Source organism: Caballeronia sp. LZ029 (genome assembly GCF_031451275.1).
GTDB classification, from domain to species: Bacteria; Pseudomonadota; Gammaproteobacteria; order Burkholderiales; family Burkholderiaceae; genus Caballeronia; species Caballeronia jiangsuensis.
On record NZ_JARUXO010000002.1, the window covers coordinates 518879 to 545142 of the forward strand.

General features: G+C 62.5%; 1 protein-coding gene. It reads left to right on the forward strand.

Annotated features, from left to right (window positions below):
- Positions 1-21: 21 nt before the first annotated feature.
- Positions 22-26190 (forward strand): non-ribosomal peptide synthase/polyketide synthase, encoded by a 26169-nt coding sequence (locus QCE73_RS17305; RefSeq protein WP_309882572.1) that lies wholly within the window; start codon positions 22-24, stop codon positions 26188-26190.
- Positions 26191-26264 lie beyond the last annotated feature (74 nt).

Genomic DNA, 26264 nt, shown 5'->3' on the forward strand with positions numbered 1-26264 from the left:
TCTCATTTACGGATTGATGCCATGCTCAGCCTTCCTCTCGCCCCCGCTCAATCGGGCATCTTCTTTCGACAGCAACTCGATTTGCGCGATCCGCGCTTCAATCTCGCGCAGCTGACGGAGATCATCGGACCGCTCGATGTCGAAGCGCTCAACGCGGCGCTGCGCCGGACGGTCGGCGAAGCGCAGGCGATGCAGGTGCGCATCGTCGTCACGGATGGCATGCCGCATCAGGTGGTGCCGGACGAGATGGAAGATTTCGCGCTTCGGGTCGTCGATGTCAGCGATGCGCCCGATCCTGTCGAAGCGATCGATCGGGAAGTGCAGGCCGCGCTCGCCAGCGCCATCGATCTCGACCGATACCCGCTGTTCGACGGTCAGCTTTTCCAGGCAGGCCCGACGCGGTTCTTCCTGTTCCAGCGGATACATCACATCGCGTTCGACGGCTTTTCGTTCTTCCTTTTCACGCAACGCCTCGCGGCGATTTATTCGGCGCTGGTCGAAGGACGCGAGCCCGCGCCGTGCGCGTGGGGACAACTCGCCGAACTGATCGACGACGATAACGCGTATCGCGCGTCGAATGCGTTCGAGAGCGATCAGCAGTTCTGGCGCGAATATCTGGCGGACTGCCCCGAGCCGGTGATTCTCGCCGAGTGCATGGCGCACGAGCCGATTCGCGCGGACATCACCACACAGGCGATCGCGCAGATGCGTCTGTCATCCGAAACGACGCAGCGTCTTCGGCAAGTCGCCGAACGCCACGGCGCGACGTGGCCGCAGTTCGTCACGGCGGTCATGGCCGCGTATGTCGCGCGTCTGAGCGGACAGCCCGAAGTGGTGCTCGGCTTTCCGGTCACGGCGCGAGTCGGCCGGCGGGCGAGAAACGTGCCCGGCATGATGTCCAACGCATTGCCATTGCGCGCGATGCTCGGCGCGGATACGTCCATCATCGATCTGCTCGGCGACGTCTCGCGGCAGAGCCGGCGCATCCTGCGTCATCAACGCTATCGTGTGAAAGACATACGGCGCGATGTGGGGCGCATCGAATCCGACAGGCCGCTCTTCGGCCCCACGGTCAATATCATGCCGGACTATAGCCTCGCGCTGGAGTTCGCCGGCTGCCGCATCGGATCGAATCGCTCTTTCTACGGAACCCCCGACGATCTCGCGCTGATCATCCACGACGAGGGCGACGAACTCGGTATCGAACTGATGTTCGACGGCAATCCGTCGCTCTATTCGTCCGAAGACGTGGATGCCCATGCAAGGCGCATCACGCGTCTGCTCGAAAACGCGCTCGAGCAGCCCGAAGCGCCGCTGCATTCGTTCGAGCTCCTTCTGCCCGAGAGAAAGGCGTGGCTCCAGTTGTGGAACGACACGGCCGCGCCTTATCCCGAGCATCTGTGCATTCATCAGCTTCTCGAAGATCAGGTTCGACGCTCGCCCGATGCCATCGCGCTCGAATGCGACGGCGAGTCGCTCACGTTCGCGCAACTCAATGCGCGTGCGAATCGTCTCGCGCATCGGCTGATCGCGGCGGGCGTGCGTCCGGAAGACCGCGTGGCGCTGTGCATGGCGCGCGGCATCGGCGCGATCGTCGCGCTGTTCGGGATACTCAAGTCCGGCGGCGGCTATATTCCGCTCGATCCGGCCTATCCGGGCGAGCGCCTGAGCTACATCCTCGGCGATACGGCGCCCGTGCTCCTGATCGCCGATGCCGCCGGACGCAAGGCGCTGGGCGATACCGGCGCGCTCGCCGTTCTCGATCCCGACGCGTCGCACGACGATGCACTCCCGCAAGGCGATCCGCTCGTGCCCGGCCTCGCCTCGCATCATCTCGCCTACGCGATCTATACGTCCGGCTCGACCGGCAAGCCGAAGGGCGTGATGGTCGAGCATCGCCATGTGGTGAATCTGCATCACGCGCTGCATTCGACGGTGTTCGCGCATTGCGCCCCGCACTCGGGCGTGACGCTGAACGCCAGCATCGCCTTCGATGCCTCGGTGCAAAACCTCACCGCGCTGCTCGGCGGACATCGGCTCGTCATCGTTCCCGCCGACGTGCGCACCGATGCGATGGCCCTGGTCGAGTTTCTCGATACCGCCCGCATCGATGTGTTCGACTGCACGCCGACGCAGCTCGATTCCCTCTTCTCCGCGGGTCTGCTCGAACAACGCACGTCGCCGCTGACGGTGCTCGTGGGCGGCGAGCCGCTCACGCCGCAGACGTGGAACCGTCTCGCACGGGCCGAGCAGATACGCGCCTTCAACGTCTATGGTCCGACCGAATGCACGGTCGATGCGACGGTCGCGGAGATCACGACCGAACAGGCGCGACCCGTCATCGGCAAGCCGCTCGCCAATACGCGCACCTATGTTCTCGATGCGCTGCGGCGCGCGGTGCCTCCCGGCGCGGTGGGCGAACTCTATATCGGCGGCGCGGGCGTGGCGCGCGGCTATCTGAACCGGCCCGAACTCACCGCTGAGCGCTTCCTCGACGATCCCTTCGTTCCGGGCGCACGCATCTACCGCACCGGCGATCTGGCGCGCTTTCAGCTCGACGGCAATATCGAGTTCCTCGGCCGCAACGATCATCAGATCAAGATTCGCGGCTTTCGTATCGAACCCGGCGAGATCGAAACGCAAATCCTCGCGCATCCTTCGGTGCGTGAGGCGGTGGTCATCGCGCGGGCGCGGCATCAGGGTTCGCAGGATCAGCAGCTCGTCGCCTATGTCACGCTCTTTTCCGGGACCGATGCCAGCGCGCTGCGTGAGCATCTCGCCTCGCGTCTGCCTGACTACATGGTGCCTTCGGCCTTCGTCACGCTCGACGCGCTGCCGCTCACGCCCAGCGGCAAGCTCGATCGCCGCGCGCTGCCCGATCCGCAAGCCGATGCGTTCGCGTTGCGTCCGTTCGAAGCACCGCAGGGCCGAACCGAAATCGCGCTCGCCGATCTGTGGGCCGAATCGCTCGGCCTGGAACGCGTGGGCCGTCACGACAACTTCTTCGCCCTCGGCGGCCACTCGCTGCTTGCGGTGACGCTCATCGAACGGCTGCGGCGCATCGGCCTGCATGCCAGCGTGCGCGACCTGTTCGCCACGCCGGTGCTCAGCGCGCTCGCGGCTTCGCTCGAACATGCCGCGCCGAAGCCCGAGATCGTCGTGCCGGCCAACGCGATAACGCCCGGCTGCACCGCGATCACGCCGGACATGCTTCCGCTCATCACGCTGACGCAGACGGATATCGATCGCATCGTCGAACAGGTGCCCGGCGGGCTCGCGAATGTTCAGGATATCTATGCTCTTGCCCCACTTCAGGACGGCATCCTGTTCCATCACATGCTGACGACGGAAGGCGATCCGTATCTGCAAACGGCGCGCCTCGCCTTCGACAGCCGCGCCCGTCTCGATGCATGGCTCGATGCGCTGCAACAGGTCGTCGAGCGGCACGATATCCTGCGCACCGCGTTCATCCACGATGGACTCAGCACGCCCGCGCAAGTGGTCTGGCGCAAGGCACCCGTGTCCATTAACGAAATCGCGATCACGCAGGGCGACGCCGCGGAACAGCTTGCCCGACATTTCGATGCCCGCACACAACGCCTCGATCTCACGCAGGCTCCATTGATGCGGATAGCGCTTGCCCCCGAATCGGAAAGCGGGCGCTGGCTCGTGCAATTGAACTGGCATCACCTGATCGGCGATCACGCGACGCTGGAAGTCATGCATGCGGAAATCGGCGCGATCCTCAACGGCCGGGGACAGTCGCTCGGCGCGGCCCAGCCGTTCCGCGATCTGGTCGCACAGGCGCGGCTCGGTGCGGCTCAGGACGCGCACGAAACCTTCTTCCGCGACATGCTCGCCGACGTGAGCGAACCCACGCTGCCCTTCGGCCTCACCGACGTTCATCATGACGGCTCGGCCGTCGCCGAAGCACACGCGACGCTGCCGGCGTCGCTCGATACGCGTCTGCGCGCTCAGGCCAAAAGCATCGGCGTGAGTCTTGCGAGCCTGTGTCATCTCGCCTGGGCGCGCGTGCTCAGTGCGGGCAGCGCGCTCGATTCGGATGGGCGCATCGTGTTCGGCACCGTGCTGCTCGGACGCATGCAGGCGGGTGTCGATCAGGCGCTCGGCCTTTTGATCAACACGCTGCCGATTCGCCTCGACGTGAACGATGCATCGGTCGCCGATAGCGCGCGCCGCACGCATGAGCGTCTCGCGGCGCTGTTGCAGCATCAGCATGCGCCGCTCGCGCTCGCACAGCGATGCAGTGGCGTCGCGGCTCCCGCGCCGCTCTTCAGCGCGCTGCTCAACTATCGCCACAATCAGGCATCGGCGGATGAGCGCGAAGCCTTCGAAGGTATCGAACTGCTCGGCGCGGAGGAGCGCACCAACTATCCGCTGACGCTTTCGATCGACGATAACGGCGACAGCCTCGAACTCACCGCGCAGACCGTCGCGCCGCTGTCGCCCGAGCAGTTGTGCGGATATATGGAGCAGGCGCTTTCGAGCCTTGCGCAGGCGCTCGAACAGGCGCCCGATACGCCGGTGAATCAGCTCGACGTGTTGCCGCCCGCCGTCCGCAACCTGCTCGTGCATACATGGAACGACACGGGCGCAACGTATCCGTCGGGTTACTGCATCCATCAGCTCTTCGAGCAACAGGCTCGACGAACGCCCGATGCCATCGCGCTCGTCTTCGAGGACGCGTCGCTGACGTATGGGCAACTCAATGCACGTGCGAATCAGCTTGCACATCGTCTGATCGCGCTGGGCGTATGCCCGGAAGATCGCGTGGCGTTGTGTGTGGAGCGTGGCATCGGCATGATCGTCGCGCTCCTGGCGATACTCAAGGCGGGCGGCGCATACGTGCCGCTCGATCCGGCTTATTCGGGCGAACGTCTGAGCCATATCCTCACCGACTCCACGCCCCGGCTCCTTCTCGCCGATGCGGCCGGCCGTGAAGCGCTCGGCGATACCGGCGCGCTGACCGTGCTCGATCCCGATGCATCGCTCGATGACACGCTGCCCCAGGACGATCCGCAAACGCCCGTCGCGCCTCCTCATCTCGCCTATGTGATCTACACCTCGGGCTCGACCGGCAAGCCCAAGGGCGTGATGGTCGAACATGCGCAGATCGTGCGTCTCTTCGATGCCACGCAGGACTGGTTCGGCTTCGACGAGCGCGATGTCTGGTGCCTGTTCCACTCGTTCGCCTTCGATTTTTCGGTCTGGGAGTTGTGGGGCGCGCTGCGCTACGGCGGCAAACTCGTGATCGTGCCGCAGCATGTGGCGCGCTTCGCACCCGACTTCCTTGGCCTGCTTCAGCGCGAGGGCGTGACCGTTCTGAATCAGACGCCCAGCGCGTTTCGCGCGCTCATTCAGGCGCAGGAAACGAACGATGCGCCCGATGCGTTGCGCTATGTGATCTTCGGCGGCGAGGCGCTGAATCCGTCGATGCTCGAACCGTGGTACGCGCGGCATTCGGACCAGAAGCCGCGTCTGATCAACATGTACGGCATTACCGAGACGACCGTGCACGTGACGTACCGGCCGCTGACTCGCGATGACTGTGCGGTCAGCAGCAGCCCGATCGGCGTGCGTATTCCCGATCTGACGGTCTATCTGTTCGATGCGCAAGGTCGGCTCGCGCCTGTCGGTGCGGTGGGCGAGTTGTATGTCGGGGGCGCGGGCGTGGCGCGGGGTTATCTGAATCGTCCGGAGCTTACGGCCGAACGTTTTATCGATGATCCGTTCGTTTCGGGCGGGCGTCTTTATCGGACCGGTGACCTTGGACGTTATCTTAGCGATGGCAGTCTGGAGTTCTTTGGTCGTAACGATCATCAGGTCAAGATTCGCGGCTTCCGGATCGAGCTGGGTGAGATCGAGGCGCAGATCGCCAGTCATCCGGCGGTGCGGGAGGCGGTGGTTATCGCGCGTGCTCGACAGCAGGATTCGCAGGATCAGCAGCTTGTCGCTTATGTCACGCTGGTATCCGAGATCGACGTGAACGCGCTGCGTGAACATCTCGACTCGCGTCTGCCCGACTATATGGTGCCATCGGCCTTCGTCGTGCTCGATGCGCTGCCTCTGACGCCCAATGGCAAGCTCGATCGTCGTGCATTGCCCGATCCGCAGTGGCAAGACCTTGCTGCTTATGTCGCGCCGCGCACGTCGCTCGAACATTCGCTCGCGGAGTGCTTTGCCAGTGTGCTCGGTCTCGAACGTGTCAGTGTCTTCGATAACTTCTTCTCGCTCGGGGGTCATTCCCTGCTCGCGACGCAGCTTGTGTCGCGTCTGCGTGAAGCGCTTTTGATCGAGTTGCCCTTGCGCACGCTTTTCGATGCGCCCAGCGTTGCTTCGCTAGCCGAGGCGCTGTCACTTGACGAACCATCTACTGGCACGTTGCCGCCTTTGGAGGCACTTGAGCGCCCTGCGTATGTGCCGCTGTCGTTCGCACAGGAACGCCTGTGGTTCCTCGAACAGTTGAATCCTGGACAGTCCACGTATCACATTCCGATCGCCCTGCGTCTGCATGGCTCACTCGATGTTCGAGCGTTCCATGCCGCGCTGAATGCGCTCGTCGCGCGTCACGAGAGCCTTCGCACGTCCTTTGCTCAACACGACGGTCAAGCCGTACAGCACATCGCTCCGACACTGGAACTTTCACTGCCGCTCATCGATGTCCACGCCACTGAAGTCCGGCGACTGGCACAAGACGAAGCACGTCGTCCCTTCGATCTTCAACGCGGTCCGTTGCTGCGCGCTCAACTGCTGCGCCTCGAAGAAGACGAACACGTTCTGCTGTTCACCATGCATCACATCGTCTCCGATGGCTGGTCCACCGGCGTGCTGGTGCGTGAACTCGGTGCCTGCTACACCGCTGCACTGCGCAATGAACCTCCGCCGCTGGAACCCCTGGCCGTGCAATACGCCGACTACACCCTGTGGCAACGCGACTGGCTTGCCGGTGCCGAACTCGATCGACAGACTCAATACTGGCGCAGTCAACTCGCCGAACTCGCGCCGCTCGATCTGCCCACCGATCGTCCACGCCCGGCGCAGATCAGCGGACGCGGTGCGACGCTGCCCTTCGCGCTGAACACCGAGGTCACCGATCGCCTGCATGCGCTCGCTCAACGCGAAGGCGTCACGCCTTTCATGCTGCTGCTCGCCGTGTTCCAGACATTGCTCGCGCGGCTGTCGGGGCAATCTGAAGTCGCTGTTGGCTCGCCTATTGCCAATCGCACACATGCGCAGATCGAGCCGCTTATCGGCCTGTTCGTCAATACCCTTGTCCTGCGTGCCGATCTGTCCGGCTCGCCCTCCTTGCGCGATCTGCTCGCGCAAGTGCGCGACACGACGCTGGCCGCGTATGCGCATCAGGATTTGCCCTTCGAAAAGCTGGTCGAAGCGCTCGCGCCGGTACGCGATACGAGCCGCACGCCGCTGTTCCAGGTCATGTTCGTGTTGCAGAACGCGCCGATGGAAGCGCTCGCCTTGCCTGGTCTCACGCTGACCTTGCTGCCCGCAGCCGAAGCGGGCGCCAAGTTCGATCTCACGCTGAGTCTGACGCATACGCAAGACAGTCTTGCAGGCACGCTCAGCTACGCCACTGATCTGTTCGATGAGGTCACCATCGCACGGCTGGGTGAACGCTTCACGCGATTGCTTCAACAAGCGCTCGATCAGCCCGATGCGCCGCTGCATGCGCTTGAACTGGTATTGCCGGAAGAGCGCGCACTGCTCGAAAGTTGGAACGACACGGCTGCTGCCTATCCCGAACATCTGTGCATTCATCAACTCTTTGAGCAACAGGTTCGACGCACGCCCGATGCCATCGCGCTCGTCTTCGAAGATGAGTCGCTCACGTATGCGCAACTCAATGCGCGTGCGAACCGGCTTGCGCATCATCTGATCGCGCTGGGTGTGCGTCCTGAAGATCGCGTGGCGCTGTGCATGGAGCGTGGCATCGGCATGATCGTCGCGTTGATGGCGATACTTAAAGCAGGCGGTGCCTACGTGCCGCTCGATCCGGCGTATCCGGGCGAACGTCTGAGTCATATCCTCACCGATGCCACGCCCCGCCTGCTGCTCGCTGATGCCGCCGGACGTGAAGCATTGGGCGATACCGGCACGCTCACCGTGCTCGATCCCGCTGCATCGCTCGACGGCTCGCTGTCGCAAGACGATCCGCAAACGGACGTCACCCCGCATCACCTTGCGTACGTGATCTACACGTCCGGTTCAACCGGCAAGCCCAAGGGCGTCGCGATCGAGCACCGGACGCTGGTCGCATCCACCTTCGCCCGCCACCAGTTCTACGAGCACGCAGCCAACGAGCGCTTCCTGCTGCTTTCGTCCCTCGCCTTCGACAGTTCCGTCGCCGGTCTCTTCGGGACGCTCACGAACGGAGGTTGCCTCGCTCTCGTCGATATCGACACTGCAAGAGATCCGAACGCAATCATCAGGCTCGTGCGCAATCGAGACATTACGCGCGTGTTATGCGTGCCGTCGCTCGGTCAGGCCATTCTCGACAGCATGTCGTCGAGCGGAGAGCATAAGCTTCGCGAGATCATCGTCGCGGGCGAAGCGTGTCCGCCGAATCTCGCGCGACAAAGCTCGACACTGCCCCGGCCAGTGCTGCTCTATAACGAATACGGTCCGACCGAAGCGACTGTATGGGCGACGGCGTATCGATGCCTTCCTGAAGAAACGAATCTGGTGCCGATCGGCCGGCCCATTGCCAATACACGCATCTATCTGCTCGATGCGCAGCGTCAGTTGATGCCGCCGGGTGCGGTGGGCGAGTTGTATGTCGGCGGCGCGGGTGTGTCGCGGGGTTACCTCAATCGTCCTGAGCTTACCGCCGAACGTTTCCTCGATGATCCGTTTGTTCCCGGTGCGCGTATGTATCGCACGGGCGATCTCGCAAGATATCGTGCCGATGGGAATATCGAATTCCTCGGCCGCAACGATCATCAGGTCAAGATTCGCGGCTTCCGTATCGAACTGGGTGAGATCGAGGCGCAGATCGCCAGTCATCCGGCTGTGCGGGAGGCGGTGGTTATTGCGCGTGCTCGACATGAAAAGACGCAGGATCAGCAGCTTGTCGCTTATGTCACGCTGGTATCCGAGATCGATACGAGCGCCTTGCGTGAACATCTCGATTCGCGTCTGCCCGACTATATGGTGCCGTCCGCCTTCGTCGTGCTCGATGCGCTGCCTCTCACACCCAATGGCAAGCTCGATCGCCGTGCATTGCCTGATCCGCAGTGGCAAGACCTTGCCGCTTACGTCGCGCCGCGCACGTCGATCGAACATTCGCTCGCGCAGTGCTTCGCCAGTGTGCTCGGTCTCGAACGTGTCAGTGTCTTCGATAACTTCTTCTCGCTCGGTGGTCATTCGCTGCTCGCGACGCAACTCGTTTCGCGTCTGCGTGAAGCGCTCTCTATCGAGTTGCCCTTGCGCACGCTGTTCGATGCGCCCAGCGTTGCATCGCTCGCTGAGGCGCTGTCGCTCGAAGAACCATCTACTGGCACGTTGCCGCCTTTGCAAGCACTTGCACGTCCGGCACACGTGCCACTGTCCTTCGCACAGGAACGCCTCTGGTTCCTCGAACAGTTGAATCCCGGGCAGTCCACGTATCACATCCCGATCGCCTTGCGTCTGCATGGCTCGCTCGATGTTCGTGCGTTTCATGCCGCGCTGAATGCGCTCGTCGCCCGTCACGAAAGCCTGCGCACTTCGTTTGCGCAACACGACGGTCAGGCCGTACAGCACATCGCTCATGAACTGGAACTTGCACTGCCGATCATCGATGTCCACGCCACTGAAGTCCAGCGTCTGGCACAAGACGAAGCGCGTCGTCCCTTCGATCTTCAGCGCGGTCCGTTGCTGCGTGCTCAACTGCTGCGCCTTGAAGAAGACGAACACGTCCTGCTGTTCACCATGCATCACATCGTCTCCGATGGCTGGTCCACCGGCGTGCTGGTACGTGAACTCGGCGCCTGCTACACCGCCGCACTGCGCAATGAACCGCTCGCGCTTCCGCCTCTGGCCGTGCAATACGCCGACTACACGCTGTGGCAACGCGACTGGCTCGCCGGCGCTGAACTCGATCGACAGACTCAATACTGGCGCAATCAGCTCGCCGAACTCGCGCCGCTCGATCTGCCCACCGATCGTCCACGGCCCGCGCAGATCAGCGGACGCGGTGCGACGCTGCCCTTCGCGCTGAACGCCGAACTCTCAGAGCGCCTGCATACGCTGGCTCAACGTGAAGGCGTCACGCCCTTTATGTTGCTGCTCGCTGTGTTCCAGACGCTGCTCGCGCGCTTGTCGGGGCAATCCGAGGTTGCTGTTGGTTCGCCTATTGCCAATCGCACACATGCGCAAATCGAGCCGCTTATCGGCCTGTTCGTCAATACGCTGGTGCTGCGTGCCGATCTGTCCGGCTCGCCCTCCTTGCGCGATCTGCTCGCGCAAGTGCGCGACACGACGCTGGCCGCGTATGCGCATCAGGATTTGCCTTTCGAGAAGCTGGTCGAAGCGCTCGCGCCGGTTCGCGATACCAGTCGCACGCCGCTGTTTCAGGTCATGTTCGTGTTGCAGAACGCGCCGATGGAAGCGCTCGCCTTGCCTGGCCTCACGCTGACCTTGCTGCCCGGGGCCGAAGCCGGCGCCAAGTTCGATCTCACGTTGAGTCTGACGCATACGCAAGACGGGCTTGCAGGCACACTCAGTTACGCCACCGATCTGTTCGATGAAGTCACCATCGCACGGCTGGGTGAACGCTTCACGCGATTGCTTCAACAAGCGCTCGATCAACCCGATGCGCCGCTGCATGCGCTCGAACTGGTATTGCCGGAAGAGCACGCATTGCTTGAACGCTGGAACGACACGGCTGCTGCCTATCCCGAACACCTGTGCATTCATGAACTCTTCGAGCAACAGGTACTACGTACGCCCGATGCGCTCGCACTCGTCTTCGAAGATGAGTCGCTGACCTACGCGCAACTCAATGCGCGTGCGAACCAGCTTGCGCATCATCTGATCGCGCTGGGCGTGAAGCCGGAAGAACGCGTGGCGCTGTGCATGGAGCGTGGCATCGGCATGATCGTCGCGTTGATGGCGATACTCAAGGCAGGCGGCGCTTACGTGCCGCTCGATCCGGCGTATCCGGGCGAACGTCTGAGTCATATCCTCACCGATGCCACGCCCCGCCTGCTGCTCGCTGATGCAGCCGGACGCGAAGCGCTGGGCGATATCGGCACGCTCACCGTGCTCGATCCCGCTGCATCGCTCGATGGCTCGCTGTCGCAAGACGATCCGCAAACGGACGTCGCTCCGCATCATCTTGCGTACGTGATCTACACGTCCGGTTCCACTGGCAAGCCCAAGGGCGTGATGGTCGAGCATCGCAATGTCGCGTATCTCCATCGCGCATTGCAATCGACGGTGTTCGCGCATTGCGCTCCGAACTCCGGCGTCAGTCTGAATGCAAGCATCGCATTCGACTCCTCGCTGAAGAGCCTCACGTCCTTGCTCGCGGGACATCGACTGATTTTGATCCCAGCGGATGTGCGCACCGATGGCTCTGCGTTGATCGAATTTCTCGATGCGCGCGACGTCGATGTGCTCGACTGCACACCCACCCAGCTCGACGTGTTGATCACCACCGGCCTGCTCGAACAGCGGCGATCCGAGCTGACGTTGCTGGTGGGCGGCGAAGCACTCTCGCAGCAGACATGGATTCAGCTCGCACATGCCGATCAGATCCGCGCGTTCAACGTCTATGGTCCGACCGAGTGCACCGTGGATGCCGCTCTCACGGAGATCACAATTGAACAGATGCAGCCCGTCATCGGCAAGCCGATTGCGAACGCACGCATCTATCTGCTCGATGCGCAACGTCGGTTGATGCCGCCGGGCGCGGTGGGCGAGTTGTATATCGGTGGTGCAGGCGTGGCGCGGGGTTATCTGAATCGTGACGATCTCACTGCCGAGCGTTTCCTCGATGATCCGTTCGTTCCCGGTGCGCGTATGTATCGCACGGGCGACCTCGCAAGATATCGCGCCGATGGGAATATCGAATTCCTCGGCCGTAACGATCATCAGGTCAAGATTCGTGGCTTCCGTATCGAACTGGGTGAGATCGAGGCGCAGATCGCCAGTCATCCGGCGGTGCGGGAGGCGGTGGTTATCGCGCGTGCTCGACAGCAGGATCAGCAGCTTGTCGGGTACGTCACGCTGACATCCGAGATCGACACGAGCGCCTTGCGTGAACATCTCGATTCGCGTCTGCCCGACTATATGGTGCCGTCTGCCTTCGTCGTGCTCGATGCGTTGCCGCTGACACCCAATGGCAAGCTCGATCGCCGCGCGCTGCCTGATCCGCAGTGGCAAGACCTCGCCGCTTATGTCGCACCGCGCACCTCACTCGAACATTCGCTTGCGCAGTGCTTCGCCAGCGTGCTCGGTCTCGAACGTGTCAGTGTCTTCGATAACTTCTTCTCGCTCGGTGGACATTCGCTGCTCGCGACACAACTCGTGTCGCGTCTGCGTGAAGCGCTTTCTATCGAGTTGCCCTTGCGCACGCTGTTCGATGCACCCAGCGTTGCTTCGCTTGCCGAGGCATTATCACTCAATGAACCATCTACTGGCACGTTGCCGCCTTTGGAGGCAGGTCCGCGTCCAGCACATGTGCCACTGTCCTTCGCACAGGAACGCCTGTGGTTCCTCGAACAGTTGAATCCCGGACAGTCCACGTATCACATCCCGATCGCCTTGCGTCTGCATGGCGCGCTCGATGTTCGTGCGTTTCATGCTGCTCTGAATGCGCTCGTGGCGCGTCACGAGAGCCTGCGCACGTCCTTTGCGCAACACGATGGTCAGGCCGTGCAGCACATCGCTCCGGCACTGGAACTCGCACTGCCGATCATCGACGCCCAAGCCGCCGATGTCCAGCGCCTGGCACAAGACGAAGCGCGTCGTCCCTTCGATCTTCAACGCGGTCCGTTGCTGCGCGCTCAACTGCTGCGCCTTGAAGACGATGAGCACGTCTTGCTGTTCACCATGCATCACATCGTTTCCGATGGCTGGTCCACTGGCGTGCTGGTACGTGAACTCGGCGCCTGCTACACCGCTGCACTGCGCAATGAACCTCCGGCACTGCCGCCTCTGGCCGTGCAATACGCCGACTACACGCTGTGGCAACGCGACTGGCTCGCCGGCGCTGAACTCGATCGACAGACTCAATACTGGCGCAATCAACTCGCTGAACTTGCGCCACTCGATCTGCCTACCGATCGTCCACGCCCCGCGCAGATCAGCGGACGCGGTGCGACGCTGCCCTTCGCGCTGAACGCCGAGCTCTCAGAGCGCCTGCATGCGCTCGCTCAACGTGAAGGCGTCACGCCTTTCATGTTGCTGCTCGCCGTGTTCCAGACGCTGCTCGCGCGGTTGTCGGGGCAATCTGAAGTTGCTGTCGGTTCGCCTATTGCCAATCGCACACATGCGCAGATCGAGCCGCTTATCGGCCTGTTCGTCAATACGCTGGTGCTTCGTGCCGATCTGTCCGGCTCACCTTCCTTGCGTGATCTGCTTGAGCAAGTGCGCGACACGACGCTTGCCGCCTATGCGCATCAGGATCTGCCCTTCGAGAAGCTGGTCGAAGCGCTCGCGCCGGTACGCGACACGAGCCGCACGCCGCTGTTTCAGGTCATGTTCGTGTTGCAGAACGCGCCGATGGAAGCGCTCGCCTTGCCCGGCCTCACGCTGACCTTGCTGCCCGGGGCCGAAGCCGGCGCCAAGTTCGACCTCACGCTGAGTCTGATGCACACACAAGACGGTCTTGCAGGCACGCTCAGCTATGCGACCGACTTGTTCGATGAGCGCACCATCGCGCGGCTGGGTGAACGCTTCAAGCGCTTGCTTCAACAAGCGCTCGATCAGCCCGATGCGCCGCTGCATGCGCTCGAACTCGTGTTGCCCGAAGAGCACGCACTGCTCGAAAGTTGGAACGACACGGCTGCTGCCTATCCAGAACATCTGTGCATTCATCAGCTCTTCGAGCAACAGGTTCGACGTACGCCCGATGCCATCGCGCTCGTTTTCGAAGATGAATCGCTGACCTATGCGCAACTCAATGCGCGTGCAAACCGGCTTGCCCATCATCTGATCGCGCTGGGTGTAAGGCCGGAAGAACGCGTCGCGCTGTGCATGGAGCGTGGCATCGGCATGGTCGTCGCGTTGATGGCGATACTCAAGGCAGGCGGTGCGTACGTGCCGCTCGATCCCACCTCTGTCGCCGAACGGCTCGAGTACATGCTCGACGATGCGCAAGTGTCGTTGCTCCTTACTGAACCGCAGCTTCTCGAACGCTTCACGGACATCGCGCGGAACGTGAACGTAGTCTGTCCCGACGTCGAAGCGAGTCGTATCGAAACCTGCGCGGATACGGACCCCGCCGCCAACGTGTTCTCCCGTCACCCGGCCTATGTGATCTACACCTCCGGCTCCACGGGCAAGCCGAAGGGCGTCGTCCTGAGTCACCGGAACCTCGCCAATTATCTGAGCGGCGTGCTGGCGAGAATGAACGTCCGCGCGCAGAGCAGCATGGCCCTGGCTTCGACCATCGCCACCGACCTCGGCCATACGATCCTGTTCGGTGCGCTGGTGGCAGGGCATGAACTGCACGTGCTGTCGACCGAGCGGACGTCCGATGGCTACCTCTTCGGGCAATACATGCGTGAACGCAATATCGATGTGCTGAAGATCGTGCCCGGTCATCTGCGCGCGCTCGTCGACGTGACGCTCGATACGCCTGCATTGCCCGCGCAATTGCTGGTGCTGGGCGGAGAAGCGACCCGCTCCGACTGGATCATGTCCTTGCAGGCGCTGAAGCCCGGCCTGCGCGTCCTCAATCACTATGGTCCGACGGAAACAACCGTGGGCGTGCTGACCCACGCGCTGAACGACGCCATCTCCTATGGCACGTCGATTCCCATCGGACAGCCGCTCGCCAATACACGCGCATACGTGCTCGATGAAAACCTGCGCCATGTGCCGATCGGCGTCATCGGCGAGCTTTATATCGGTGGTGCGGGTCTCGCGGACGGTTATCTTCGGCGCGCGGCGCTTACCGCGCAACGGTTCGTCGCCAGTCCCTTCGTTCCCGGCGCGCGCATGTACCGCACGGGCGACCTCGCACGTTATCGCGCCGACGGTAACATCGAGTTCCTTGGCCGCAACGATCATCAGGTCAAGATTCGCGGCTTCCGTATCGAGCTCGGCGAGATCGAAGCGCATTTGACCGATCATCCGGCGGTACGCGAAGCGGTGGTCATCGCGCGTGCGCGGCATGAGGAGTCTCACGATCAGCAACTCGTCGCGTATGTCACGCTGACATCCGATATCGATGTCAGCGCCCTGCGCGAATATCTCGCCTCGCACCTGCCCGACTACATGGTGCCTTCGGCTTTCGTCGTGCTCGATGCGCTGCCGCTTACGCCCAACGGCAAACTCGATCGTCGTGCATTGCCCGATCCGCAAGCCGATGCCTTCGCGCTGCGTCCCTTCGAAGCGCCGCAAGGTGCCACCGAAACCGCGCTCGCCGATCTGTGGGCCGAATTGCTCGGCCTCGAACGCGTCGGCAGGCAGGACAACTTCTTCGCGCTCGGCGGCCACTCGTTGCTTGCCGTGACGCTCATCGAGCGCATGCGCCGCGTCGGCCTGCATGCCAGCGTGCGCGACCTGTTCGCCACGCCCGTGCTCTGTGCGCTCGCGGCTTCGCTCGAACATGGTGCCGTTGCCGCAGAGATTGTCGTACCAGCCAACGCGATAACACCTGACTGCACCGCACTCACGCCGCCCATGCTGCCGCTGATCACGCTCACGCAGACGGACATCGATCGTATCGTCGCTCAGGTGCCCGGCGGCCTCGCCAACGTGCAGGATATCTACGCGCTCGCGCCGCTTCAGGAAGGCATCCTGTTCCATCACATGCTGACCACCGACGGCGATCCGTATCTGCAAACCGCGCGTATCGCCTTCGATAGCCGTGCGCGGCTCGATGCGTGGCTCGATGCCTTGCGCGAGGTGGTCAAGCGCCATGACATCCTGCGCACCGCCTTCATCTACGACGGCCTCAGCACGCCCGCGCAAGTGGTCTGGCGTGACGCGCCCCTGTCGATCGACGAGATCAGTCTCACGGAGGACAACGCTGCCGATCAGCTTGCTCGACATTTCGATGCGCGCTCACAGCGTCTTTCTCTCGCTCAGGCTCCGCTGCTTCGACTCACCCTCGCTCGCGAACCCGGCTCGGCACGCTGGCTGGCGCTGCTCGTCTGGCATCACCTGATCGGCGATCACGTCACGTTGGAAGTGGTCCAGAAGGAAATCGCGGCACTGCTCGATGGTCGCGCACACACGCTCGGCACGGCTCAGCCGTTCCGCGATCTGGTCGCGCAGGCGCGGCTCGGCGCGACCCGGCAAGAGCACGAAGCGTTCTTCCGCGACATGCTCGCGCAAGTCAGCGAACCCACGCTGCCCTTCGGCCTCACCGACGTTCATCACGATGGCTCGGCCGTCGCCGAAGCGCGCGTTACGTTGCCCGCATCGCTCAATACGCGCCTGCGCACTCAGGCCCGCAGCATCGGCGTGAGTCTCGCGAGCCTGTGCCATCTCGCGCTGGCACGTGTGCTCAACGCTGCCAGTGCGTCAAATCCGGATGGTCACGTCGTGTTCGGTACGGTGCTGCTCGGACGTATGCAGGCAGGGGTCGATCAGGCGCTGGGTCTGCTCATCAACACGCTGCCGATTCGTCTCGATGTGAACAATGCATCGGTCATCGATAGCGTGCGTGACACGCATGAACGGCTCGCCGCGTTGTTGCAGCATCAGCACGCGCCGCTCGCGCTCGCTCAGCGATGCAGTGGCGTCGCCGCGCCCGCGCCGCTCTTCAGCGCCTTGCTCAACTATCGCCACAATCAGGCCTCGACCGATGAACAACAGGTCTTCGACGGTATCGAGCTGCTCGGCGCCGAAGAACGCACCAACTATCCGTTGATGCTCGCGGTCGAAGACGATGGCGAGAGCCTCGGCCTCACTGCGCAGACACTCGCACCGTTGTCGCCCGAGCAACTGTGCGGCTACATGGAGCAGGCGCTGTCGAGTCTTGCGCAGGCGCTCGAACAAGCCCCTCAGACGCCGGTGAATCAGCTCGACGTGTTGCCGCCCGAGACCCGCACCTTGCTGGTCCAGACGTGGAACGACACCGCTGCCGCCTATCCCGAACATCTGTGCATTCATCAGCTCTTCGAGCAACAGGTGCAACGTACGCCCGATGCTATTGCACTCGTCTTCGAAGATGAATCGCTGACTTACGCGCAGCTCAATGCGCGTGCGAATCGGCTTGCACATCATCTGATTGCGCTGGGTGTACAGCCGGAAGACCGCGTGGCGCTGTGTGTGGAGCGTGGCATCGGCATGGTCGTCGCATTGATGGCGATACTCAAGGCAGGCGGTGCATACGTGCCGCTCGATCCGGCGTATCCCGGCGAGCGTCTGAGCCATATCCTCACCGACTCAACGCCACGGCTGTTGATCGCCGATATAGCTGGCCGTGAAGCGCTGGGCGATACGGGTTCTCTGCGCGTACTCGATCCCGATGCATCGCTTGACAGCTCGTTGTCGCAAGACGATCCGCACACAGACGTCGCTTCGCATCATCTCGCTTACGTGCTCTTCACCTCCGGCTCGACCGGCAAGCCCAAGGGCGTGATGGTCGAGCATCGCGAGATGCTGAACTTCCTCTGCTCGATGCGCGATGTCACCGCGATGCGCGCAGCCGATACGCTGCTCGCCGTCACGACCATCTCCTTCGATATCGCCGGGCTGGAGCTGTATCTGCCCTTGAGCACCGGTGCGTGCGTGGTGCTTGCCCGCAGAAGCGACGCAGCCGATCCGCTTGCGCTTCAAACGCTGCTCGCGAAGCACGGCATTCACTTCATGCAGGCGACTCCGGCAACCTGGCGCATGCTGCTCGATGCGCAGTGGTCGGGCTCCGCACAACTCACGGCGTTGTGCGGTGGCGAAGCCTTGTCCGAGGGACTGGCTGCGCGTCTGGGCGAGAAGGTCAAGTCGTTGTGGAATCTTTATGGTCCTACCGAAACTACGGTCTGGTCCTCGTGCTATCAAACCGGGCTCGAAGCGAGTACGTCATCGACGGTGCCGGTTGGTCGTCCGATCGCCAATACTCGCATGTATCTGCTCGATGAGCGCTATCAACTGGTGCCGCCGGGTGCGGTGGGCGAGTTGTATATCGGCGGGGCTGGAGTGGCGCGGGGTTATCTGAATCGTGACGATCTCACCGCCGAACGTTTCCTCGATGATCCGTTCGTTCCCGGTGCGCGTATGTATCGCACGGGCGACCTCGCAAGATATCGTGCCGATGGCAATATCGAGTTCCTCGGCCGTAACGATCATCAGGTCAAGATTCGCGGCTTCCGTATCGAACTGGGTGAGATCGAGGCGCAGATTGCCAAACATCCGGCGGTGCGGGAGGCGGTGGTTATTGCGCGTGCGCGCCAGCAGGATCAGCAGCTTGTCGCGTACGTCACGCTGGTATCCGCGATCGATACGAACGCCTTGCGTGAACATCTCGACTCACGTCTGCCCGACTACATGATGCCGTCGGCCTTCGTCGTGCTCGATGCGCTGCCGCTGACACCCAATGGCAAGCTCGATCGCCGTGCATTGCCCGATCCGCAGTGGCAAGACCTTGCCGCTTATGTCGCACCGCGTACGTCGATCGAACATTCGCTCGCGCAGTGCTTCGCCAATGTGCTCGGCCTCGAACGCGTCAGCGTCTTCGATAACTTCTTCTCGCTCGGTGGTCATTCGCTGCTCGCAACACAACTCGTGTCTCGTCTGCGTGAAGCGCTTTCGATCGAATTGCCCTTGCGCACCCTGTTCGATGCGCCCAGCGTTGCATCGCTTGGCGAGGCGCTGTCCCTCAACGGACCGTCCGCTGGCACGTTGCCGCCTTTGCAGGCGGGTCCGCGTCCAGCACATGTGCCACTGTCGTTCGCACAGGAACGCCTGTGGTTCCTCGAACAGTTGAACCCCGGACAGTCCACGTATCACATCCCGATCGCCTTGCGTCTGCATGGTGCGCTCGATGTTCGCGCGTTCCATGCTGCTCTGAATGCGCTCGTCGCCCGTCACGAAAGCCTGCGCACTTCGTTTGCACAACACGATGGTCAAGCTGTGCAGCACATCGCTCCGGCACTGGAACTTGCACTGCCGCTCATTGATGCCCAAGCCGCCGATGTCCAGCGACTGGCACAAGACGAAGCGCGTCGTCCCTTCGATCTTCAACGCGGCCCGTTGCTGCGCGCTCAACTGCTGCGCCTTGAAGAAGACGAACACGTCCTGCTGTTCACCATGCATCACATCGTCTCCGATGGCTGGTCCACCGGTGTGCTGGTGCGTGAACTCGGTGCCTGTTACACCGCCGCGCCGCGCAATGAACCGCTCGCGCTGCCGCCTCTTGCCGTGCAATACGCCGACTACACGCTGTGGCAACGCGACTGGCTCGCCGGTTCGGAACTCGAACGCCAGACTCAATACTGGCGCAATCAACTCGCCGGACTCGCGCCGCTCGATCTGCCCACCGACCGTCCACGTCCCGCGCAGATCAGCGGACGCGGTGCGACGCTGCCCTTTGCGCTGAACGCCGAACTCTCCGATCGCCTGCATGTGCTGGCTCAACGTGAAGGCGTCACGCCTTTCATGCTGCTGCTCGCCGTGTTCCAGACGCTGCTCGCGCGGCTGTCGGGGCAATCTGAGGTTGCAGTGGGTTCGCCTATCGCCAATCGCACACATGCGCAAATCGAGCCGCTTATCGGCCTGTTCGTCAATACGCTGGTGCTGCGTGCCGATCTTTCAGGCGCACCCTCGTTGCGTGATCTGCTCGCACAAGTGCGCGATACGACGCTGGCCGCGTATGCGCATCAGGATTTGCCCTTCGAAAAGCTGGTCGAAGCGCTCGCGCCGGTACGCGACACCAGTCGCACGCCGCTGTTTCAGGTCATGTTCGTGTTGCAGAACGCACCGATGGAGGCGCTCGCCTTGCCCGGTCTCACGCTGACCTTGCTGCCTGGGGCCGAAGCCGGCGCCAAGTTCGATCTCACGCTGAGTCTGACGCATACGCAAGATGGTCTCGCAGGCACGCTCAGCTACGCCACCGATCTGTTCGATGAAGTCACCATTGCACGGCTGGGTGAACGCTTCACGCGATTGCTTCAACAAGCGCTCGATCAACCCGATGCGCCGCTGCATGCGCTCGAACTAGTATTGCCCGAAGAGCACGCACTGCTCGAACGTTGGAACGACACGGCTACTGCCTATCCCGAACATCTGTGCATTCATCGACTCTTTGAGCAACAGGTTCAACGTACACCCGATGCGCTCGCGCTCGTCTTCGAAGATGAATCGCTTACTTATACGCAACTCAATGCGCGTGCGAACCGGCTTGCGCATCATCTGATCGCGCTGGGTGTGAGGCCGGAAGAACGCGTCGCGCTGTGCATGGAGCGTGGCATCGGCATGATCGTGGCGTTGATGGCGATACTTAAAGCGGGAGGCGCTTACGTGCCGCTCGATCCGGCGTATCCGGGCGAGCGTCTGAGTCATATCCTCACCGACGCCACGCCGCGCCTGCTGCTCGCCGATGCAGCCGGACGTGAAGCACTGGGCGATATCGGCACGCTCAACGCGCTCGATCCCGATACATCGCTCGATGGCTCGTTGTCGCAAGACGATCCGCAAACGGACGTCGCCTCGCATCACCTTGCGTACGTGATCTACACCTCCGGCTCAACCGGCAAGCCCAAGGGCGTCGCCATCGAGCACCGGAACGCCGTCAACTTCCTGACCTGGAGTCACGAGGCCTTCACGCCGGAAGAGCTTTCGCAAACGTTGTTCGCAACCTCGCTCAATTTCGATCTCTCGATCTACGAATGCTTCGCGCCCTTGACAAGCGGTGGAACAGTCCATCTGGTCGACAACGTCCTCGCGCTCATGAGGCGTCCGCAGGAGGTCAGCCTCATCAATACGGTGCCATCGGCTATCACGTCGCTGCTGGATGCATGCGCATCGCTGGCATCGGTCCGGACGATCAACCTCGCCGGCGAGCCGCTGAAGCTCGCGCTGATGAAGCGAATCTTCGCGGAAACCGGGATCGATCGGCTGTGCAATCTGTACGGCCCCTCCGAGACGACGACGTACTCGACCTGGATACAGATGCACAAGGGCGAGCGTTTGACGGAGACCATCGGCAAGCCCATCGCGAACACGCAGATTTATCTGCTCGATGCGCAACGCCGGCCGGTGCCGCTCGGCACGGTGGGCGAACTCTATATCGGCGGAGCAGGCGTGGCGCGTGGCTATCTGAATCGGCCCGAACTCACTGCCGAGCGCTTCCTCGACGATCCCTTCGTTCCCGGCGCGCGCATGTATCGCACGGGCGACCTCGCACGTTATCGCGTCGATGGCAACATCGAGTTCCTCGGCCGCAACGATCATCAGGTCAAGATTCGCGGCTTCCGTATCGAACTCGGCGAGATCGAAGCGCATTTGACCGATCATCCGGCGGTGCGCGAAGCAGTGGTCATCGCCCGTGCGCGGCATGAGGAATCGCAAGATCAGCAACTCGTCGCGTATGTCACGCTGATCACCGATATCGATGTCAGCGCCCTGCGCGAATACCTCGCCTCGCACTTGCCCGACTACATGGTGCCTTCGGCCTTCGTCGTGCTCGATGCGCTGCCGCTTACGCCCAACGGCAAACTCGATCGTCGTGCATTGCCCGATCCGCAAGCCGATGCCTTCGCGCTGCGTCCCTTCGAAGCGCCGCAAGGTGCCACCGAAACCGCGCTCGCCGATCTGTGGGCCGAATTGCTCGGCCTCGAACGCGTCGGCAGGCAGGACAACTTCTTCGCGCTCGGCGGCCACTCGTTGCTTGCCGTGACGCTCATCGAGCGCATGCGCCGCGTCGGCCTGCATGCCAGCGTGCGCGACCTGTTCGCCACGCCCGTGCTCTGTGCGCTCGCGGCTTCGCTCGAACATGGTGCCGTTGCCGCAGAGATTGTCGTACCAGCCAACGCGATAACACCTGACTGCACCGCACTCACGCCGCCCATGCTGCCGCTGATCACGCTCACGCAGACGGACATCGATCGTATCGTCGCTCAGGTGCCCGGCGGCCTCGCCAACGTGCAGGATATCTACGCGCTCGCGCCGCTTCAGGAAGGCATCCTGTTCCATCACATGCTGACCACCGACGGCGATCCGTATCTGCAAACCGCGCGTATCGCCTTCGATAGCCGTGCGCGGCTCGATGCGTGGCTCGATGCCTTGCGCGAGGTGGTCAAGCGCCATGACATCCTGCGCACCGCCTTCATCTACGACGGCCTCAGCACGCCCGCGCAAGTGGTCTGGCGTGACGCGCCCCTGTCGATCGACGAGATCAGTCTCACGGAGGACAACGCTGCCGATCAGCTTGCTCGACATTTCGATGCGCGCTCACAGCGTCTTTCTCTCGCTCAGGCTCCGCTGCTTCGACTCACCCTCGCTCGCGAACCCGGCTCGGCACGCTGGCTGGCGCTGCTCGTCTGGCATCACCTGATCGGCGATCACGTCACGTTGGAAGTGGTCCAGAAGGAAATCGCGGCACTGCTCGATGGTCGCGCACACACGCTCGGCACGGCTCAGCCGTTCCGCGATCTGGTCGCGCAGGCGCGGCTCGGCGCGACCCGGCAAGAGCACGAAGCGTTCTTCCGCGACATGCTCGCGCAAGTCAGCGAACCCACGCTGCCCTTCGGCCTCACCGACGTTCATCACGATGGCTCGGCCGTCGCCGAAGCGCGCGTTACGTTGCCCGCATCGCTCAATACGCGCCTGCGCACTCAGGCCCGCAGCATCGGCGTGAGTCTCGCGAGCCTGTGCCATCTCGCGCTGGCACGTGTGCTCAACGCTGCCAGTGCGTCAAATCCGGATGGTCACGTCGTGTTCGGTACGGTGCTGCTCGGACGTATGCAGGCAGGGGTCGATCAGGCGCTGGGTCTGCTCATCAACACGCTGCCGATTCGTCTCGATGTGAACAATGCATCGGTCATCGATAGCGTGCGTGACACGCATGAACGGCTCGCCGCGTTGTTGCAGCATCAGCACGCGCCGCTCGCGCTCGCTCAGCGATGCAGTGGCGTCGCCGCGCCCGCGCCGCTCTTCAGCGCCTTGCTCAACTATCGCCACAATCAGGCCTCGACCGATGAACAACAGGTCTTCGACGGTATCGAGCTGCTCGGCGCCGAAGAACGCACCAACTATCCGTTGATGCTCGCGGTCGAAGACGATGGCGAGAGCCTCGGCCTCACTGCGCAGACACTCGCACCGTTGTCGCCCGAGCAACTGTGCGGCTACATGGAGCAGGCGCTGTCGAGTCTTGCGCAGGCGCTCGAACAAGCCCCTCAGACGCCGGTGAATCAGCTCGACGTGTTGCCGCCCGAGACCCGCACCTTGCTGGTCCAGACGTGGAACGACACCGCTGCCGCCTATCCCGAACATCTGTGCATTCATCAGCTCTTCGAGCAACAGGTGCAACGTACGCCCGATGCTATTGCACTCGTCTTCGAAGATGAATCGCTGACTTACGCGCAGCTCAATGCGCGTGCGAATCGGCTTGCACATCATCTGATTGCGCTGGGTGTACAGCCGGAAGACCGCGTGGCGCTGTGTGTGGAGCGTGGCATCGGCATGGTCGTCGCATTGATGGCGATACTCAAGGCAGGCGGTGCATACGTGCCGCTCGATCCGGCGTATCCCGGCGAGCGTCTGAGCCATATCCTCACCGACTCAACGCCACGGCTGTTGATCGCCGATATAGCTGGCCGTGAAGCGCTGGGCGATACGGGTTCTCTGCGCGTACTCGATCCCGATGCATCGCTTGACAGCTCGTTGTCGCAAGACGATCCGCACACAGACGTCGCTTCGCATCATCTCGCTTACGTGCTCTTCACCTCCGGCTCGACCGGCAAGCCCAAGGGCGTGATGGTCGAGCATCGCGAGATGCTGAACTTCCTCTGCTCGATGCGCGATGTCACCGCGATGCGCGCAGCCGATACGCTGCTCGCCGTCACGACCATCTCCTTCGATATCGCCGGGCTGGAGCTGTATCTGCCCTTGAGCACCGGTGCGTGCGTGGTGCTTGCCCGCAGAAGCGACGCAGCCGATCCGCTTGCGCTTCAAACGCTGCTCGCGAAGCACGGCATTCACTTCATGCAGGCGACTCCGGCAACCTGGCGCATGCTGCTCGATGCGCAGTGGTCGGGCTCCGCACAACTCACGGCGTTGTGCGGTGGCGAAGCCTTGTCCGAGGGACTGGCTGCGCGTCTGGGCGAGAAGGTCAAGTCGTTGTGGAATCTTTATGGTCCTACCGAAACTACGGTCTGGTCCTCGTGCTATCAAACCGGGCTCGAAGCGAGTACGTCATCGACGGTGCCGGTTGGTCGTCCGATCGCCAATACTCGCATGTATCTGCTCGATGAGCGCTATCAACTGGTGCCGCCGGGTGCGGTGGGCGAGTTGTATATCGGTGGTGCGGGCGTGGCGCGGGGTTATCTGAATCGTGACGATCTCACCGCTGAGCGTTTCCTCGACGATCCGTTTGTTCCCGGTGCGCGTATGTATCGCACGGGCGACGTCGCACGTTATCGTGCCGATGGCAATATCGAGTTCCTCGGCCGTAACGATCATCAGGTCAAGATTCGCGGCTTCCGGATCGAGCTGGGTGAGATCGAAGCGCAGATCGCCAGTCATCCGGCGGTGCGTGAGGCAGTGGTTATTGCGCGTGCTCGCCAGCAGGATCAGCAGCTTGTCGCGTATGTCACGCTGACATCCGCGATCGATACGAGCGCCTTGCGTGAGCATCTCGATTCGCGTCTGCCCGACTATATGGTGCCGTCGGCCTTCGTCGTGCTCGATGCGCTGCCGCTCACGCCCAACGGCAAGCTCGATCGTCGTGCGCTGCCCGATCCGCAGTGGCAAGACCTTGCCGCTTATGTCGCACCGCGTACGTCGCTCGAACATTCGCTCGCGGAGTGCTTTGCCAGCGTGCTCGGCCTCGAACGTGTCAGTGTCTTCGATAACTTCTTCTCGCTCGGTGGACACTCCTTGCTCGCCGTACAACTGATGGCGCTTATCGACGCCCGGCTCGGCCAGAACATATCCATCCGGGTCTTGTTCAACGCCCCATCGGTGGCCGAACTGGCGGACCATCTGAGCACTGCCCCTTCGAACACGGAATTCGACGCGATCCTGCCGATCCGTACCCCCGGCGACGGCACGCCGCTGTTCTGCATTCATCCGGTCGGCGGACTCGCCTGGAGCTACGCGGGACTTGCTCAAAGCATCGAAGGAAATCGGCCAATCTACGCCGTGCAGACGCCCGCGCTCCAGCAACCCGACTACAGTCCCGCGACTATCGCAGAGATGGCGAGCGATTACATCGCGCGCATCCGGAGCGTTCAGCCTCAGGGGCCCTATCGGCTGTTAGGCTGGTCCTTCGGTGGACTGGTTGCCTATGAAATGGCGACGCAGCTTCAACGCGCCGGCGAGACCATCGATCAGCTCGTTCTGCTGGACTCGCGTCTGCCCGATGGCCGGGAAGCACGCGAATTCGACGAATGCGCGCTCATGGCAGCGGCCTTTTCCAACATGCCCGAGGAACTGACGCTCGCGCTTCGCGAGATGCAGACGACCACGGAACGTGTCGACGCCCTGCGGCAGCATCGGCTGATTCCGGCCTACATCACCGATGGACACGTGATGACGCTGATCGATGCAACGCGGCGGAACATGCATCTGCAAGGCACGTTCGCGCCAGCGCAGTTCGGCGGCGATATCGTCTACTTCACGGCCACGCGGTCCGAAGCGGACGGTCAGGCGCGGCATGTCGCGCAATGGCGCGAGCGGGCGGAAGGCGCTGTCGTGAACTTCGATATCGATTGCGCACACGGCGAAATGTGCCAGCCCTCCTCACTCGCGACGATCGGACGAAGTCTCGCTTCGCTGAGCGTCTTCGAAGGTGCGGCGCGTCGTCATCCCGGTGAGGAACTCGGCGTGAAGTGAAGCTTGCCATCGGCTCCACGGCCGATGGCAAACAACGAAGAGGAGAAGTCAGATGATCGTGCGAATCTCACCAA

What these genes read in the sequence shown, in the direction of transcription:
- QCE73_RS17305 (WP_309882572.1), top strand. Translation starts at nt 22, where the DNA reads ATGCTCAGCCTTCCTCTCGCCCCCGCTCAATCGGGCATCTTCTTTCGA.